The organism is Pseudomonas sp. 2(2015), assembly GCF_000955865.1.
In the GTDB taxonomy this organism is placed as follows: domain Bacteria; phylum Pseudomonadota; class Gammaproteobacteria; order Pseudomonadales; family Pseudomonadaceae; genus Aquipseudomonas.
The window spans coordinates 831,098-847,754 of sequence record NZ_JYOF01000003.1; the positions used below are offsets into that span (position 1 = coordinate 831,098).

The window sequence follows — 16,657 nt, forward strand, 5'->3', positions numbered from 1 at the left end:
CGGCACTTGTAAGCACGGCTGCAAACGCTGTTAAATTTGCTTACATTTTTACAACGATCGTACCCATGCCTGCCCAACTCAAGCGTCGCCTGCTGATTTTTCTTGCCCTTGTCCTGCTGATTGCCCTCGCCTTCCTGGCCCACTGGTACTTCAAGGGACGCTTCTATGAAAGCACCGACAACGCCTACGTGCAGGGCGAAATAACCCGGGTTTCCAGCCAGCTGAGCGCGCGCATCGATCAAGTGCTGGTACAGGACAACCAGCACGTGGCCAAGGGCGACCTGCTGGTGCGCCTTGAGCCCGAAGATTTTCGCCTGGCCGTTGAACGCGCCCGCGCCGCCCTTGATACCCGCGAAGCCGAACGCCTGCAGGCCGAAAGCCGGCTCACCCAGCAAGCCAGCCTGATTGCCGCAGGAAAAGCGCAGGTTGCCGCCAACCAGGCCACCCTCGGCCGTGCGCAACTGGACCTGAACCGCGCCGAGGCCCTGCGCAAACCGGGCTTTGTCTCGGAAGAACGGGTCACCACACTGTCAGCCGAAAACCACGTCGCCCGCTCCCAGGTGAGCAAGGCCCAGGCCGACCTGCAAGGCCAGCGCCAGCAGGTCAACGCCCTGGCCGCCGAGATCAAGCGCCTCGATGCGCAGATCGTCAACGCCCGCGCCGACCTGGCCCAGGCCGAGCTGAACCTGACCCGCAGCGAAATCCACGCCCCGATCAGCGGCATCATCGGCCAGCGCGCCGCGCGCAATGGCCAGGTGGTCCAGGCCGGCGCCTACCTGCTGTCGATCGTCCCCGATGAAGACATCTGGATTCAGGCCAACTTCAAAGAAACCCAGATCGGCCACATGCAGCCCGGGCAAAAGGCTGAACTGCTATTCGACAGCTACCCGGACACCCCGATCGAAGCGCGGGTCGACAGCCTGTTCGCCGCCTCCGGCGCGCAGTTCAGCCTGCTGCCGCCGGACAACGCCACCGGCAACTTCACCAAGGTGGTGCAGCGCATTCCGGTAAAACTGACCTTCGCCGCCAACAACCCGCTGCACGGCAAGATCCGCCCGGGCATGTCGGTAACCGCCACCGTTGATATCCGCGACAACGCCGACCATGGCCGGTGACCAGTTGATCCGTCCCGCCGGCGAACCCAGCCGACGCGACTGGATCGCGGTAATGAGCGTGATGCTCGGCGCCTTCATGGCGGTGCTGGACATCCAGATCACCAACTCCTCGCTCAAGGACATTCAGGGCGCGCTGTCGGCAACCCTGGAGGAAGGCTCGTGGATTTCCACCTCCTACCTGGTGGCCGAGATCATCATGATTCCGCTCACCGCCTGGCTGGTGCAGCTGCTGTCGGCGCGGCGCCTGGCGGTGTGGGTGTCGCTGGGCTTTCTGGCCTCATCGCTGCTCTGCTCCATGGCCTGGAACCTGGAGAGCATGATCGTCTTCCGCGCCATGCAGGGCTTTACCGGCGGCGCGCTGATCCCCCTGGCCTTCACCCTGACCCTGATCAAGCTGCCCGAGCACCACCGGGCCAAGGGCATGGCCATGTTCGCCATGACCGCCACCTTCGCCCCCTCGATCGGCCCGACCCTGGGTGGCTGGCTGACCGAGAACTGGGGCTGGGAGTACATCTTCTACATCAACATCCCGCCGGGGCTGATCATGATCGGCGGCTTGCTGTACGGCCTGGAGAAGAAAGAAGCCCATTGGGAACTGCTGAAAAGCACTGACTATGCCGGTATCGTCACGCTCGGCGTCGGCCTTGGCTGCCTGCAGGTATTTCTCGAGGAAGGCCACCGCAAGGACTGGCTGGAATCGAGCCTGATCGTCACCCTGGGCAGCATCGCCCTGCTCAGCCTGATCACCTTCGTGATCCTGCAGTTTTCCAAACCCAACCCGCTGATCAACCTGCGCATCCTTGGCAACCGCAACTTCGGCCTGTCGAGCATTGCCAGCCTGGGCATGGGCGTGGGTTTGTACGGTTCGATCTACCTGCTGCCGCTTTACCTGGCGCAGATCCAGAACTACAACGCCCTGCAGATCGGTGAAGTGATCATGTGGATGGGCATTCCGCAGCTGTTCCTGATTCCGCTGGTGCCGCAGCTGATGAAGGTGATTTCACCGAAGATCCTCTGCACCCTGGGTTTCGGCCTGTTCGGCCTGGCCAGTTTCGGCTCCGGGGTGCTCAACCCGGACTTTGCCGGCGAGCAGTTCAACCATATCCAGATCATCCGCGCCCTCGGCCAACCAATGATCATGGTGACCATCTCGCTGATTGCCACCGCGTACATCCAGCCGCAGGACGCCGGCTCGGCCTCGAGCCTGTTCAACATCTTGCGCAACCTGGGTGGCGCCATCGGCATCGCCTTGCTGGCGACCTTGCTGGATGCACGTACCAAGGTGTATTTCGATTACCTGCGCGAGTCGATAGTGCCGAGCAACCCGCAAGTCGCGGAGCGTCTGGCGCAACTGGCCGAGCGACTGGGTAGCGATGCGGCGGCGCTGGGCAAGCTGAGTGAAATCACCCACCAGCAGGCGATGATCATGGCCTATAACGATGCCTTCCACTTTGTCGGCATCGGCTTGGCGATCAGCATGCTGGCGGTGGTGATGACGCGCAAATTGCCGCAGGGGTTGAAGGCTGGGGAAGCGCACTGACCCGTTTAGGGCCTGCTTTGCAGGCCATCGCTGGCAAGCCGGCTCCCACGGGTATGGCATTCACAAGCCCTGTGGGAGCTGGCTTGCCAGCGATAGGGCCCTCAGGTGGTAATCATCCGCTCGCGCAGCGCGGTAATCTCGTCGCGCAACTGCGCCGCCGCTTCGAACTCCAGGTCCCGCGCCAGCTGGTACATTTTCTCTTCCAACTGCTTGATGCGCTTGGCGATCTCGCCCGGTGAGCGCAGTTCGGCTTCGTAACGGGCGCTCTCCTCTGCCGCCTTGGCCATGCCCTTGCGCTTCTTGCTGCGCGAGCCGGGCACGTTGGCGCCTTCCATGATGTCGGTGATGTCCTTGACCACGCCCTTGGGCACGATGCCGTTGGCGGCGTTGAAGGCGATCTGCTTGTCGCGGCGCCGCTCGGTCTCGCCAATCGCCCGCTGCATGGAGCCGGTCATGTTGTCGGCATAGAGGATCGCCCGGCCATTGAGGTTACGCGCCGCGCGGCCGATGGTCTGGATCAGCGAGCGCTCGGAACGCAGGAAACCTTCCTTGTCGGCATCGAGAATCGCCACCAGCGATACCTCCGGCATATCCAGGCCTTCACGCAGCAGGTTGATGCCCACCAGCACATCGAAGGTACCCAGGCGCAGGTCGCGGATGATCTCGACCCGCTCCACAGTATCGATGTCCGAGTGCAGGTAGCGCACGCGCACATCGTGGTCGGCCAGGTAGTCGGTGAGGTCCTCGGCCATGCGTTTGGTCAGGGTGGTGACCAGCACGCGCTCCTCCACGGCCACGCGCTTGCGGATCTCCGAGAGCAGGTCGTCGACCTGGGTGGTGGCCGGGCGCACTTCGACCTGCGGATCGACCAGGCCGGTTGGGCGTACTACCTGCTCGACCACCCGGCCAGCATGTTCGGCCTCGTAGTTGCCGGGGGTCGCCGAAACGAAGATGGTCTGCGGGCTGACGTTTTCCCACTCGTCAAAGCGCATCGGCCGGTTGTCCAGCGCCGAGGGCAGGCGAAAGCCGTACTCGACCAGGGTTTCCTTGCGCGAGCGGTCGCCCTTGTACATGGCGCCGACTTGCGGAACGCTGACGTGGGATTCGTCAATTACCAGCAGGGCATCGTCCGGCAGATAGTCGTAAAGAGTCGGTGGCGCTGCCCCGGCCGGGCGCCCGGAGAGGTAGCGCGAGTAGTTTTCGATGCCGTTGCAGTAACCCAGCTCGAGGATCATCTCCAGGTCAAAGCGGGTGCGCTGCTCCAGGCGCTGGGCCTCGACCAGCTTGTTGGCCTTGTGCAGGTACTCAAGGCGCTGGGCCAGTTCCTCCTTGATGCCGTCCACGGCCTCGAGCAGGGTCTCGCGCGGGGTCACGTAATGGCTCTTGGGGTAGAAGGTGAAACGCGGCAGTTTGCGGATCACCTCGCCGGTCAGCGGATCGAAGGCGGCGATGTTCTCGACCTCGTCGTCGAACAGCTCGATGCGGATGGCTTCCAGGTCCGATTCGGCCGGGAAGATATCGATCACATCGCCGCGCACGCGGAAGGTGGCGCGGGCAAAGTCCATTTCGTTGCGGGTGTACTGCAGGTCGGCCAGGCGGCGCAGCAGCGCACGCTGGTCGAGCTTGTCGCCGCGGTCCACGTGCAGGACCATCTTCAGATAGGTTTCCGGGCTGCCCAGGCCATAGATGCAGGACACCGTGGTGACGATGATCGCATCACGGCGCTCCAGCAGCGCCTTGGTCGCCGACAGGCGCATCTGCTCGATATGGTCGTTGATCGAGGCGTCCTTCTCGATAAAGGTGTCCGAGGACGGCACGTAGGCTTCGGGCTGGTAGTAGTCGTAGTAGGAAACGAAGTACTCGACGGCGTTGTTCGGGAAGAATGACTTGAACTCGCCATACAGCTGCGCCGCCAGGGTCTTGTTCGGCGCCAGTACCAATGTCGGGCGCTGCACCTGGGCGATCACGTTGGCAATGCTGAAGGTCTTGCCTGAGCCTGTCACCCCGAGCAGGGTCTGGTGCGCAAGGCCCGCCTCGATTCCTTCGACCATCAGGCGAATGGCCTCGGGCTGGTCGCCGGCCGGCTGGAAACGGGTGACGAGCTGGAACTCGGACATGACAAACCTCTGTGTGATCGCGATGGTTTCATCGCTGGCGCGGGCAACTGTATTTATAGACAGTAGTTATACCGAATTAAGGGCCCATTGCGCCAGTTTCAACTGAGTAACCCGGGCATTTCTGAGTATGGACCGGTGAAATCGACTAACGGTCGAAAAATATTCGGTCAAACAGCAGGAAAAGCTGCGACAGACTGTCGCCGTGACCGAGCGGTATCACTATACTGACTCCCCGTTTGTGCACCGCTCTAGTGCAAGCGACTGGAGCGTGCGACCTCTTCCACTCTCCATTCAGAGCCAAGGTAATAATGAGCCTGTTTTCCGCTGTCGAGCTGGCACCACGCGATCCCATTCTGGGCCTCAACGAAGCTTTCAACGCCGATACCCGTAGCAACAAGGTCAACCTGGGTGTAGGTGTTTACTGCAACGAAGAAGGGCGTATCCCACTGCTGCGTGCAGTGATCGAAGCCGAAACCCAGCGCGCTGCCCAGCACGCTTCCCGCGGTTACCTGCCGATCGACGGTATCGTCGCTTACGACCAGGCCGTACAGAAGCTGCTGTTCGGTGCCGAGTCGCCACTGCTGAGCGCCGGTCGCGTAATCACCACCCAGGCCGTCGGCGGTACCGGCGCCCTGAAGATCGGTGCCGACTTCCTCAAGCAGCTGTCGCCGAACGCCGTCGTCGCCATCAGCGACCCGAGCTGGGAAAACCACCGCGCACTGTTCGAAACCGCTGGCTTCCCGGTCCAGAACTACCGCTACTACGACGCCGCCACCCACGACGTCAACCGCAGCGGCATGCTCGAAGACCTCAACGCCCTGCCGTCCGGCTCGATCATTGTGCTGCACGCCTGCTGCCACAACCCGACCGGTGTCGACCTGACCCCGCAAGACTGGAAAAACGTCCTCGAAGTGGTCAAGGCCAAAGGCCACGTGCCGTTCCTCGACATGGCCTACCAGGGCTTTGGCGCCGGCATCACTGAAGACGCCGCCGCGGTACGCCTGTTCGCCGAGTCGGGCCTGGACTTCTTCGTCTCCAGCTCGTTCTCCAAATCCTTCTCGCTGTACGGCGAGCGCGTTGGCGCCCTGTCGATCGTCACCGAGTCCAAGGAAGAGGCCACCCGCGTGCTGTCGCAAGTCAAGCGCGTGATCCGCACCAACTACTCCAACCCGCCGACCCACGGCGCGACCATCGTCGCCACCGTGCTCAACAGCCCAGAGCTGCGCAAGATGTGGGAAGACGAGCTGGCCGAGATGCGCCAGCGCATCCACGGCATGCGCAAGCAGATGGTCGAGCTGCTGGCCGAGTACGGCGCCAAGCAGGACTTCAGCTTCGTCGGTCGCCAGTGCGGCATGTTCTCCTACTCCGGTCTGACCGTTGAGCAGGTCGCGCGCCTGAAGAACGAGTTCGGTATCTATGCTCTGGATACCGGTCGCATCTGCGTCGCCTCGCTGAACCAAAACAACATCCATGTGGTGACCAAGGCGATCGTCGAGGTCCTGTAATTTACTCAATTGCATAGGGGAGGCTTGACTTCCCCTTAGCAATCAGTAAGATACGCCACAGATTCCGCGATAGCTCAGTCGGTAGAGCAAATGACTGTTAATCATTGGGTCCCAGGTTCGAGTCCTGGTCGCGGAGCCAAACACCTGAAAAACCTCCAGTTGCCCTGAGCACTGGAGGTTTTTTCGTTTCTGGCAGATTAAATCGCGCAGCCCGGTCACCCATCAGGGAAAACCGGGCGGACGATCAGGTCCGGCCGATGGGGTAGAAACAGCCACCACTCCAGACGCCCAGCCACTGCTGGCCATCGATCTGTCTGGGCACCGCCAGTTCGACCAACTGGTAGAAGACATTGCGATGGATCAACGCTTCGAGGTTGCTACGCATGTGCACGTACGGCGAAGGCTCCTGGGTCTGCGCGTCGATTTCAACGCGCAGCGGATGCTCGGGGCCGGCCTCGACCTGGTCGTCGACATTGCTGGTAAAGCGCAACAATTGCTGCTCACCCTCGCCCTGCACCTCCAGGCTGACCGCAACAAAGGGCGCGTCATCGACCTTGATGCCGACCTTCTCCACTGGCGTCACCAGGAAGTAGTCGTCACCGTCGCGGCGGATGATGGTCGAGAACAGCCGCACCATCGGCTTGCGCCCGATCGGCGTACCCAGGTAGTACCAGGTGCCGTCACGGGCGATGCGCATGTCGATGTCGCCGCAAAAATCCGGGTTCCACAGGTGCACGGGCGGCAGGCCCTTTTCTGCCTTGGGAATCTGCGCCAGTAGATCATTGGCCTTGCCGGTGTCTTGCATCACCCTCTCCTTAACGACTCATGCCCAACAGACTGCGAGCGTAATCCTCGAGTGGCGGGCGGAGCAAATCTTCCGGCTTGTTGTCGTGGAACGTCAGCAAACCGCCGCGGCTTTTGATCCGCGCGGTGTCGATCAGGTAACGGGTGCTGGTTTCAATCAGCATCAGCTGCACCACGCCAGTATCGATACCCAGACGATCGACCGCCTGCTCGTCATACCACTCATCGCCATTGCCGATGCGATCATCGGTGCGGGCAAAACGGGTGTACAGCAGGTAATGGGCGCCGACTTCACGCGCTTCGATCAGCGCTTGCTCAAGGCCCAGCGGCGCCGGGGCACGGCGAACCAGCGGGAAGTACTCGACAAAGCCCTTGAAGGCTTCTTCAGCCACGACGTTGGGCCGGGGGTACGGGCCCTTGCCTGATGGCACGAAAGCACCCTGGCCAATGTAAATGAATGAATCAGGCTGCAGGCGCACCGACAGCGAACGACGGGTGTCGCTGTGATCGAGCAGACCGGCATCGCTCATGTGATAACGGGCACCCTCGCCCATATCGCTGACATTCATGCAGCCGCCCAGCGCCGTCAGCGCCAGCAGCAAAACCAGGCTACGCATCTATCCTCCAGTGGCCGGTGACGGAAAACCGGCGAACAGCTGGCAGATGCAGCTTTTGCGCCAGTCTTAGCCGCCGATGATTTTCATCACCGTCGCGCCGCCCGAAAACGCCACCGGCTGCTTGTCGCCAAGGGCTTTGACCAGCAAGCCCTGTAGCGCCGGCAAGGCCTGGTGGCGCGGTTTGTCGAGCAGGTCGCCGATATAGTGGCGGTTGCTCGACGACAGGCAACCGTGCAGCCAGCCGGTAGACGACAGGCGCAAACGCGAACAGGTACGGCAGAACGGTACGCTCTCGTTGGCGATCACGCCAAAATAGCCCTGGCCCGGGATCTGATAGCGCAAGGCGGTGGCATCCACCGGCGCGTTGGCCTGCAGGTACTCGTACTGCTCGCCGATCAATTGCAGCAAGTGCTCAAGGCTGACGAACTGCTGCAAAAATGCATTGCTGTCGCGCGCCAGGTGCCCCATGCGCATCAGCTCGATGAAGCGCAGCTCGTAGCCGTGGGCCAGGCAGTACTCCAGCAGCGGCAGCACCTGGTCGAAGTTCTGCCCGCGCAACGGCACCATGTTGACCTTGATCTGCATGCCGGCGGCGCTGGCCTGGCTCATGCCGTCGAGCACAGTGGCCAGGTCGCCGCCACGGGCAATGCGCCGGAAGGCATCCGGATCAAGGGTGTCGAGGGAAACGTTGAGGCGACGGATACCCGCCGCGCGCAGCAACGGCAGCTTGCGCGCCAGCAACTGGCCGTTGGTGGTCAGGCTGATTTCATCCAGGCCCAGATTGGCAATGGAGCTGAGGAAGGTTTCCAGCTTGGGGCTGACCAGCGGCTCGCCGCCGGTGACGCGCACCCGCTCGATACCGGCGGCCTCGACCAGATAAGCCACGCCGCGGGCCATGGCCTCGGCCGAGAGCTCGTCCTGGGCCGCGACCAGACGCTTGCCGTCGGGCACACAATAGGTACAGGCGTAGTTGCAGGCAGCCGTGAGGCTGACACGCAAATTGCGAAAACGCCTGCCTTGGCGGTCGACGATCATGGGTGACTCCGGCATGGGTGAATCGGGCCTGCAAAACCTGACTCAAAAATCAGGTTTTTGCAAGCCTCATACCTGAGTATATTCCTCGCCACCCAATCCCAGTAGCGCCATGGTTTGGCTGAATGTCTCAGCTACCGGCGGTATCCGGGTCGCGCTTGCGCTTGTTGCCCATGCGCACGCCAATGTCCATGAGGAACTGGAAGAAGCCTTCCTGATCTTCCAGGACGTTGCTCCAGAACGGCGAGTGGTAGAGCGCCACGGCCCCATGCACAAGGGCCCAGGCCGCGCAGTAGTGGAAGTACGGCGGTACGTCCTCAAGCTTGCCTTCGCTGATGCGACCCTTGATCAGCAGGGTTAGGCGGTCGAAGTTGGAGGCGCGGATCTTGTGCAGCTCCTCGACCATCTCCGGCACCTGGTTGCCCTTGACCACCTTCTCTTCGAGACGGTCGAACAGGCGGTAGCGCTGCGGATCACGCATGCGGAATTCGAAGTAGGCGCGCGACAGGGCTTCCTTGTCGCGGTCGACGTCGGCAGAGTGCAGCAGTTCGTTCAAATCGCGCTCGTAGTCGAGCATCAGGCGCAGGTAGATCTCCGCCTTGGATTTGAAATGCTTGTAGATCGTGCCTTTGCCGATACCGACGGCATCAGCGATCATCTCGACGGTGACACTGTCTTCACCCTGTTCGAGAAACAGCTTGAGCGCGGTATCGAGAATTTCTTGCTCTCGGCGACGAAACTCACGGACCTTACGAGGTTCTTTCTGCATAAGAAGGACTGGATCAAAATCGAAGCCGGTTATTATGCCTAACTTGCGCCAAAATGCACGGATCATCCAACCATGTCTATGTTTCTTGATGAGTTTGAACAGGCCCCGGGGCTTCGTTATCTGAACCATGCCGCGGTCGCACCCTGGCCCAAACGCGCCAGCCAGGCGGTTTCGCGCTTCGCCAGCGAGAACGTTTTGCTCGGTGCAAGGGACTATCCGGACTGGATGGCCATGGAGCAGCGTTTACGTGAACGCCTGATGCGCCTGACGAATGCACCGTCGACGGATGACATCGCATTGGTCAAGAACACCTCCGAAGCGCTGTCTTTCGTCGCCTTCGGTATCGACTGGCAGGCCGGCGACCAGATCGTCATCAGCGACGAAGAATTCCCCTCCAACCGGATTGTCTGGGAAGCCTTGGCCGACAAAGGCGTCAGCGTCATCCAGGTAAGCCTCAAGGGCAGCGACCCGGAGGCGGCCTTGCTCGCGGCCTGCGGCCCCAAGGTGCGCCTGCTGGCAATCAGCGCCGTGCAGTTTGCCAGCGGCCTGCGCCTTGACCTGGTGCGTCTGGGCCAAGGCTGTCGTGAGCGTGAGGTGTTGTTCTGCATCGACGCCATCCAGCAATTGGGCGCCCTGCCCTTCGACGTCCAGGCCTATCAGTGCGACTTTGCCATGGCCGATGGGCACAAATGGATGCTCGGCCCGGAAGGCCTCGGGGTGTTCTATTGCCGCGCCGAGGTCCGCCCGCTGCTCAAGCTCAGCGAGTACGGCTGGCACATGCTCGAACACATGGGCGACTACAGCCGTAGCGAATGGCAGCCGGCCCACAGCGCCCGGCGCTTTGAATGCGGCAGCCCGAACATGCTCGGTGCAGCGGCGCTGGAGGCAAGCCTGGCGCTGCTCGAAGAAGTGGGCATGGATCAGGTGGCCACAGCGCTGCTGGAGCGGGTGTACTGGCTCAACGAAGGCCTGGCAGCGATCCCTGGGGTCCGCGTACACAGCCCGCAGGAGCCTGCGCGTCGCTCAGGGATCGTGTCCTTCAGCATTGAGGGCGTCGAGAACGCCCAGGTTTATCAGCGCCTCAAGCAGGAACAGGTGATCTGCATTCCGCGTGGCCCCGGGGTGCGATTTTCCCCGCACTTCTACACACCTAGGCAGATAATCGACGAAACTCTGGCCATTGTGCGCGAGATCGCAGAGCGATGAGTGCTCAGCAGCGGCAGGCGTATTCCAAATCTGTTTAAAAAACGACCAGCTGTGGCTGGCGGCGCGTCAATCCTGGCCAATACTTCAGGTGTTGGCGCAGCGCATCCCCCCATGTGGCGCGCCGATAAAGGTGCTCAGGGACCGCGTGCCTTTGTTTTACTCCTAATGGTCTTAACCCGGATTCACCCCCCAGAACCCGGGTTTTTTTTGCCTGCGGTTTTTACCGCCCGCAGGCTCAGGCCACCCGCGCCAACGGAAACAGGCGCTTGAAGTTGGCCGTGGTCTGTTCAGCCAGTTGCTCATAACTTTCACCGCGCACCATCGCCACGAACTCCGCCACTTCACGTACGTACTCTGGCAAGTTGGCCTTGCCGCGGTAGGGGATCGGCGCCAGGTACGGCGAGTCGGTCTCGACCAGTAGCCGATCGGCAGGCACCTGGCGGGCCACATCGCGCAACGCATCGGCATTGCGGAAGGTGACGATGCCCGACAGCGAAATGTAGTAGCCCAGGTCCAGCGCCGCCCTGGCCATGTCCCAGTCTTCAGTGAAGCAATGCAGAACGCCGGCCTGCTTGAGGTCCGCTTCACGCAGCAAGGCCAGGGTGTCGGCGCGCGCCGCGCGGGTATGGATGATCACCGGCTTGCCGGTTACCCTGGCCGCCTCCAGGTGCAGGCGGAACGAGTCCTGCTGCACCTGAGCCGCTTGCGGCTCATAGTGATAGTCCAGGCCGGTCTCGCCAATCGCCACCACATGCGGGTGCTCCAGCTCCTTGAGCAGCCAGTCCAGCGGCGGTGCGCCATCGGGGGTGAGGTCGAGCGGGTGGATGCCCACCGAGCAGTCGACATCACTGTAACGCTCGCTGAGGTCCTTGACCGCCTGGGCGTTGTCGGCGCTGATGCCGATGCACAGGAAGTGGCCGACGCCGCGCGCGCGGGCAGCGTCCAGGGCCGCATCCAGGGAGCCCTGGTGGGCGGTGAGGTCAAGACGGTCGAGGTGGCAATGGGAATCTACAAGCATGGGTGCATGACAACGCTGAAAAGAAATGAAGGAACGGCGCAGCTCAACGCTGGCCCGGCAACATCGCCCAGGACGCCAGCAGCGCCTCGAGCAACAGCACCCGATTGAGGTTGGCCTTGCCCAGGACCTTCTGGCGCTGGGCCAGAATCCAGTCCTGGATCTCCAGGACCCTGGCCTGGCTGCTCTTCTGCGCCAGGTACTGGACCACCTTGCGCATATCGCTCAAGCCTAACCCCTCCTCGTCCTGGGTCAACTGATAACGCAGGACCAGGCTGGACCAGTCGCAGAACCAGTCGAACAGTTGCAGCAAGGGAATGGCATTCCAGGCGTCGGCCAGCTGGCTAGGCGATTGCTGCTGCTTGAGCAGCTTCTTCACCCCATCGACCACCAGCGCGCGCTGCTCGCGCACACCCTGGGCCTGCAGACTGACGGCCGCCAACGGCGAGCCGGCGGCCAGGCTGAGCAACTCCAGGCGCTCCTGCTCGTCGCAGTCGGGCAAGGCCTGTTCGAGCCAGGCCAGGCTTTGCTCGCGGCTCGGCAGCGGGCAGGCCTGCTGCTGGCAGCGGCTCTTGATGGTTGGCAACAGGCGGCTGGGCTGATGGCTGACCAGCAGCAGAACAGTATTGCCCGAGGGCTCTTCAAGGCTTTTGAGCAAGGCGTTGGCGGCGTTGACGTTCATCGCCTCGACCGGCTCGATCAAGATCACCTTGCGCCCGCCCAACTGCGCAGTCTGCACCACGAAAGACACCAGCTCGCGGACCTGGTCGACCTTGATCGGCTTGTCGGCCTCTTCCGGCTCCAGCACGTAGTTGTCCGGGTGGCTGCCGGCTGCGAGCAACAGGCATGACTTGCACTGCCCACACGCCTGCAGCCCTTGCGCACGCTGGCACAGCAGCAAGGCCATCAGGCGCTCGGCCAGGGCCCGCTTGCCAATGCCTTGCGGGCCGTGCAGCAGATAGGCATGGGCATGCTGGGTGCGCCCGGCCAGTTGCTGCCACAGCGCCTGCTGCCAGGGAAAGGCCTCAGCCACGGCAACGCTCCAGAATCTGCGGCAGCAAGGCGTCCAGCGCCTGCTGTACCTGGGCCAGCGGCAAAGCGGCATCAATCAGCCGGTATTGCTGCGGCGAAGCCTGGGCGCGAGCCAGGTAGGCCTGGCGCACGGCTTCGAAGAAGGCCTGGCCTTCCTGTTCGAAACGGTCCAGGCGGCCGCGGGCGGCCGCGCGCGACAGACCGATCGCCACCGGCAGATCGAACACCAGGGTCAGGTCCGGGCGCAGATCGCCCTGGACGAAATTCTCCAGGGTGGCGATGCGCTCCAGCGACAGGCCGCGCCCGCCGCCCTGATAGGCGTAGGTGGCATCGGTAAAACGGTCGCACAACACCACCGCGCCACGGGCCAGGGCCGGGCGAATGACTTCGGCCAGGTGCTGGGCACGGGCGGCAAACACCAGCAGCAGCTCGGTGTCGGCATCCATCTTCTCTTCACTGGGGGCCAGCAGCAGTTCGCGGATTCGCTCGGCCAGTGGCGTGCCGCCCGGCTCGCGGGTCAGCACGACATCCAGGCCGGCGCCGCGCAGGTGCTCGGCGAGGTACTCGCGATTGGTGCTTTTGCCCGCGCCTTCAGGGCCTTCCAGGGTGATAAACAAGCCGCTCACAGGCAGTCCTTACAGTGGGTCATTGCGGGGAGGCCGCGTCGCTGGCCGGCGCCGCTTGCTCGGGCGCCGGCTCAGGGCTGACATCCGGCGATTGCGGCGCCAGCGGCTGGGCCTCAGGTTCAGGTTCGGTAACCGGGGCCGGGCTCGAACGGTAGTCGGCACGGCGCTTGATCTGGTACTCGCGCACGGCCGAATTGTGCGCATCGAGGTCATCGGAGAACACATGGCTGCCATCGCCACGCGCCACGAAATACAGGCTGCTGCCCGGCGTCGGGTTCAACGCGGCATGAATGGCTTCGCGGCCAACCATGGCAATCGGCGTCGGCGGCAGGCCGGCGTTGGTGTAGGTGTTGTACGGCGTCGGCTCGCGCAGGTCGGCGCGGGTGATCTTGCCGTTGTAGCGTTCGCCCATGCCGTAGATCACCGTCGGGTCGGTCTGCAGCAGCATGCCGATACGCATGCGCCGCACGAACACCCCGGCAATTTGCCCGCGCTCTTGCGGTACGCCGGTTTCCTTCTCGACCAGCGACGCCATGATCAGCGCCTGGTACGGGTCGCGATACGGCACATCGCTGGAGCGCTCAGCCCATTCCTTGGCCAGCACTTCTTCCAGGCGCGCGTAGGCCTGCTGGAGGAACTCGACATCGCTCATGCCACGCACGAAGCGATAGGTATCGGGGAAGAACCGACCTTCAGGGAACACCCCCGGATGGCCGAGCTTGTCCATGACCTCGGTATCACTCAGGCCGTCGATGGTTTTCTTGATCTTCTCGTGCCTGGCCAGCGCCGCACGCACCTGGCGGAAGTTCCAGCCCTCGACCAGCGTCAGGGTGTACTGCACCACATCACCGCGACGCCAGACCTCGAACAGCTCGCGCACGGTCATGCCCGGGGTCATGCGGTACTCGCCGGTATGCAGCGGCACGCCAGCCATGTTGAAGCGCCAGTACAGGCGCAGCCAGAAGGCGTCTTCCAGTACCCCGTCGTTCTGCATGCGGTAGAACATGCGGTTGGGGGTGGTACCGGTGGGCACGTCGAGCAACTGCTCCTGGGACACGTGCAGGGTCTGCTCCAGCGCCGATTTTACCTTCCAGGCCGAATAGCCCAACGTCAGGCCGGCCAGGATCAAGCCGATCTCCAGCAGCACCAAGAATTTACGTCTCACAAATCAGGCATCCAGTAGCGTACGGGCAATGGCCTGCAGTTTACGGGTGAGCGGCCCCGGCGGCCAGTTCAGCGATGTAAAAGCCTGTACCGGCCAGATGCCGTAGACGCTGTTGCAGACAAACACTTCGTCAGCTTGCTGCAGGTCCTGCAGGCTCAGGTCGGTAATCTGCACAGCGATTGCGGCGTCCCTGGCGTGATCGAGCAAGGCTGCGCGCATGACCCCGGCCACGCCGCAGCGGCTCAGGTCGGCAGTCTGCAGTTGGCCATCGCGCACCAGGAACAGGTTGCTGTACACCCCCTCGATGATGCGCCCGGAAACATCGCGCATCAAACCTTCGGCGTGCGCGGCATCCTGCCACTCGGCACGGGCCAGCACCTGCTCGAGGCGATTGAGGTGTTTCAAGCCTGCCAGCAAGGGTTGCTCGGCCAGACGGGTCTGGCAATCGAACAAGCGAACGCCCTCTTCGGCATGCCCTGCGGGATAGGTGGGCAAGGGATTGCCCTGGAGAATTCGTCGTGGCGCCACGCCAGCGGCCGGCGCGTAGCCGCGCTGGCTGTCGCCGCGGGTAACAATGAGCTTGAGCACGCCGTCACCCAGCAAGCTGGCATAACGGCATAGCTCGTCGCGAATCAGGCCGTGATCGGCGCTGATCGCCAGGCGCTGGCAACCCAGCGCCAGGCGCTCGAGGTGGTACTCGAGCAACGATGGCCGACCTGCGCGCACGGCGATGGTCTCGAACAGACCATCGCCATAGGCCAGCCCCCGGCTTTGCAGGGTTAGTGCATCTGCCGGCAGGCCATCGACCCAGCTGTGCATCAGCCGGCGAACCGGCGGAACACCAGCGAGCCGTTGGTGCCACCAAAACCGAAGGAGTTGGACAGCACCACCTCGATCGGCATGTTGCGCGCCTGGTGCGGCACGAAGTCGAGGTCGCAACCTTCGCTCGGCTCGTCCAGGTTGATGGTCGGTGGCGCCACCTGGCTGTTGATCGACAGCACGCTGAAGATCGCCTCGACGGCACCGGCAGCGCCAAGCAGGTGCCCGGTCATCGACTTGGTCGAGCTGACGGCCAGCTTGTAGGCGTGATCGCCAAACACCGACTTGATCGCCGAGCTTTCTGCCAGGTCGCCGGCCGGCGTCGAGGTGCCGTGGGCGTTGATGTAATCGACTTCGCCGGGGTTCAGGCCGGCATCGCGCAGGGCGTTGGCCATGCAGCGCGCGGCACCGCTGCCATCTTCTGGCGGCGAGGTCATGTGGTAGGCATCGCCACTCATGCCAAAGCCTACCAGCTCGGCATAGATGGTCGCGCCGCGGGCCTTGGCGTGCTCGAGTTCTTCGAGTACCAGCGCACCGGCACCGTCGGCGAGGACGAAGCCATCACGGCCCTTGTCCCACGGACGGCTGGCGCGGGTCGGGTCGTCGTTGCGGGTCGACAGCGCCCGCGACGCACCGAAACCACCCATGCCCAGGCCACAGGCGGCCATTTCCGCACCGCCGGCGATCATCACGTCGGCTTCACCGAAGGCGATGTTGCGCGCAGCCATGCCGATACAGTGGGTACCGGTGGTGCAGGCGGTGGAAATAGCGTAGTTAGGCCCCTGTACACCCAGGTGGATCGACAGGAAACCGGAAATCATGTTGATGATCGAACCCGGCACGAAGAACGGCGAAATACGCCGCGGGCCCTGGTCATGCAAGGTCCGGCTGGTTTCTTCGATGTTGGTCAGGCCACCGATACCCGAGCCCATGGCCACGCCAATGCGCTCGCGGTTGGCATCGGTCACTTCCAGGCCGGCGTTACGCACTGCCTGAAAACCGGCTGCCAGGCCGTACTGAATGAACAGATCGAGCTTGCGGGCTTCCTTGACCGACAGGTACTGCTCGACTTCAAAGCCCTTTACCGAGCCGCCAAAACGGGTGGAGTAGGCAGACAGGTCAGTATGCTCGATCAGACCTATGCCACTGCGGCCAGCCAGAATGCCCTGCCAACTGCTCGGCACATCCGTACCCAGTGGCGACAGCATACCCATACCGGTGACCACGACGCGTCTACGCGACACAGCACTCTCCTTATTCAATTGACTACATCTCTTGTAAAGAAAAAACCGCAC

Annotated in this window: 15 protein-coding genes and 1 tRNA gene; 5 read left to right on the forward strand and 11 right to left on the reverse strand. The window is 62.8% G+C overall.

Going from position 1 to position 16,657, the window contains the following annotated elements; translation table 11 throughout:
- Window positions 1-65: 65 nt before the first annotated feature.
- Together UB48_RS06675 and UB48_RS06680 are read left to right on the forward strand one after the other, a co-directional pair.
- Entirely contained in the window at window positions 66-1,115 is a 1,050-nt protein-coding gene (locus tag UB48_RS06675; RefSeq protein WP_045195134.1) for an HlyD family secretion protein, read from the forward strand.
- Complete coding sequence (locus UB48_RS06680) at window positions 1,105-2,655, forward strand: MDR family MFS transporter (RefSeq protein WP_045195135.1); 1,551 nt, start codon at window positions 1,105-1,107, stop codon at window positions 2,653-2,655. The genes UB48_RS06675 and UB48_RS06680 overlap by 11 nt, the downstream gene beginning before the upstream one ends.
- A gap of 101 nt (window positions 2,656-2,756) precedes the next feature.
- On the opposite strand, the gene uvrB is transcribed toward UB48_RS06680, so the two are convergent.
- Window positions 2,757-4,772, reverse strand: a complete 2,016-nt coding sequence (uvrB, locus tag UB48_RS06685) for an excinuclease ABC subunit UvrB (RefSeq protein WP_045195137.1) — start codon at window positions 4,770-4,772, stop codon at window positions 2,757-2,759.
- 308 nt (window positions 4,773-5,080) lie between these two features.
- Here uvrB and UB48_RS06690 point away from each other — a divergent pair, with 308 nt between their 5' ends.
- Complete coding sequence (locus UB48_RS06690; protein WP_045195139.1) at window positions 5,081-6,277, forward strand: amino acid aminotransferase; 1,197 nt, start codon at window positions 5,081-5,083, stop codon at window positions 6,275-6,277.
- Window positions 6,278-6,340: 63 nt separating this feature from the next.
- Window positions 6,341-6,416, forward strand: a tRNA-Asn gene (locus UB48_RS06695).
- Window positions 6,417-6,521: 105 nt separating this feature from the next.
- Here UB48_RS06695 and UB48_RS06700 read toward each other — a convergent pair.
- The 4 genes from UB48_RS06700 to UB48_RS06715 form a co-directional block, all read right to left on the reverse strand.
- Window positions 6,522-7,082 carry a DUF1285 domain-containing protein gene (locus tag UB48_RS06700; protein WP_045195140.1) on the reverse strand — a complete coding sequence of 187 codons (561 nt, stop codon included), beginning with the start codon at window positions 7,080-7,082 and terminating at the stop codon, window positions 6,522-6,524.
- Window positions 7,083-7,092: 10 nt separating this feature from the next.
- Entirely contained in the window at window positions 7,093-7,698 is a 606-nt protein-coding gene (locus UB48_RS06705) for a DUF4823 domain-containing protein (RefSeq protein WP_045195142.1), read from the reverse strand.
- Between the two features lie 66 nt (window positions 7,699-7,764).
- The gene (locus UB48_RS06710; RefSeq protein ID WP_045195144.1) at window positions 7,765-8,733 is read right to left on the reverse strand and encodes a GTP 3',8-cyclase MoaA; all 969 of its coding nucleotides are present in this window, start codon (window positions 8,731-8,733) and stop codon (window positions 7,765-7,767) included.
- Between the two features lie 127 nt (window positions 8,734-8,860).
- Complete coding sequence (locus UB48_RS06715; protein WP_045195146.1) at window positions 8,861-9,499, reverse strand: TetR/AcrR family transcriptional regulator; 639 nt, start codon at window positions 9,497-9,499, stop codon at window positions 8,861-8,863.
- 72 nt (window positions 9,500-9,571) lie between these two features.
- Between UB48_RS06715 and UB48_RS06720 the strand changes: the two genes are divergently transcribed.
- Complete coding sequence (locus tag UB48_RS06720) at window positions 9,572-10,705, forward strand: aminotransferase class V-fold PLP-dependent enzyme (protein ID WP_045195148.1); 1,134 nt, start codon at window positions 9,572-9,574, stop codon at window positions 10,703-10,705.
- A 235-nt stretch (window positions 10,706-10,940) separates the two neighbouring features.
- On the opposite strand, the gene UB48_RS06725 is transcribed toward UB48_RS06720, so the two are convergent.
- From UB48_RS06725 to fabF, 6 genes are read right to left on the reverse strand one after another with little or no spacing between them, the layout of a single operon-like run.
- Window positions 10,941-11,723, reverse strand: coding sequence for a TatD family hydrolase (locus UB48_RS06725; protein WP_045195150.1), 783 nt, complete (start codon window positions 11,721-11,723; stop codon window positions 10,941-10,943).
- Between the two features lie 43 nt (window positions 11,724-11,766).
- On the reverse strand, window positions 11,767-12,753 hold the full coding sequence (locus tag UB48_RS06730) for a DNA polymerase III subunit delta' (protein ID WP_045195153.1): 987 nt from the start codon (window positions 12,751-12,753) through the stop codon (window positions 11,767-11,769).
- Window positions 12,746-13,378 carry a dTMP kinase gene (gene tmk / locus UB48_RS06735; RefSeq protein WP_045195155.1) on the reverse strand — a complete coding sequence of 211 codons (633 nt, stop codon included), beginning with the start codon at window positions 13,376-13,378 and terminating at the stop codon, window positions 12,746-12,748. The genes UB48_RS06730 and tmk overlap by 8 nt, the downstream gene beginning before the upstream one ends.
- Window positions 13,379-13,397: 19 nt before the next feature.
- Window positions 13,398-14,543 (reverse strand): endolytic transglycosylase MltG, encoded by a 1,146-nt coding sequence (gene mltG, locus UB48_RS06740; protein WP_045195157.1) that lies wholly within the window; start codon window positions 14,541-14,543, stop codon window positions 13,398-13,400.
- 3 nt (window positions 14,544-14,546) lie between these two features.
- Window positions 14,547-15,362: an aminodeoxychorismate lyase gene (pabC, locus tag UB48_RS06745; RefSeq protein WP_045195158.1), complete on the reverse strand. Its 816-nt coding sequence runs from the start codon at window positions 15,360-15,362 to the stop codon at window positions 14,547-14,549.
- Window positions 15,362-16,606, reverse strand: a complete 1,245-nt coding sequence (fabF, locus tag UB48_RS06750) for a beta-ketoacyl-ACP synthase II (RefSeq protein ID WP_045195160.1) — start codon at window positions 16,604-16,606, stop codon at window positions 15,362-15,364. The genes pabC and fabF overlap by 1 nt, the downstream gene beginning before the upstream one ends.
- Between the last annotated feature and the right edge of the window lie 51 nt (window positions 16,607-16,657).